Source organism: Gluconobacter sp. P1D12_c, from assembly GCF_018812105.1.
GTDB classification, from domain to species: Bacteria; Pseudomonadota; Alphaproteobacteria; order Acetobacterales; family Acetobacteraceae; genus Gluconobacter; species Gluconobacter oxydans_A.
Genome location: NZ_JACSIQ010000313.1, coordinates 1 through 511 on the forward strand (window position 1 = coordinate 1; position 511 = coordinate 511).

General features: G+C 55.2%; 2 protein-coding genes. One reads left to right on the forward strand and one right to left on the reverse strand.

The genetic code is table 11. The features are described from left to right. Positions 1-191 (reverse strand): recombinase family protein (locus tag KP705_RS16930; RefSeq protein WP_215765107.1); only part of this gene is annotated, 191 nt, incomplete at its 3' end. 156 nt (positions 192-347) lie between these two features. Here KP705_RS16930 and KP705_RS16935 point away from each other — a divergent pair. Beyond that, a partial coding sequence (locus KP705_RS16935) for a DUF4158 domain-containing protein (protein ID WP_215765108.1) occupies positions 348-511 on the forward strand: 164 nt, incomplete at its 3' end.

Genomic DNA, 511 nt, shown 5'->3' on the forward strand with positions numbered 1-511 from the left:
AAAGTATCGCCACTACGAACAGCCGCCAGTGCCTGGTCAAGGCCGGCCCTTTCCCGGTTCGTGCCGGTGAAGCCCTTGTCGGTGTAAATACGATCGGCAGAAACACCGAGTTTGAGCAGTTCCTGATGCTGGGCCGCGAGATCCTGTTTGTCCGTCGAGCAGCGGGCATAGCCGATCATTATGTGTGTCATACGGGAAAGTGTAACGTATAAGGCCCCATGACTGCAAAACATATGGTACCACCTTTATGAGACACAGCACACGGCTGTATTCCATGACGTGTTGCACTTGTCCGGGACAGTCCGTCCAACGATCCCCTTCCGGACACATGAAGGAGACATCCGATCATGGCGCGGCGCCGTCTTCTGACCCGTGAAGCTCTCGCCCGACATTACGAGCCTTCTGTCGATGATCGCGAGATCACGAGACATTTTACACTCAGCCAGGATGACTTCGATCTGATCGCAACCCGCCGCGGAGAAACCTCCCGATTGGGTTTCACGATGGTCAT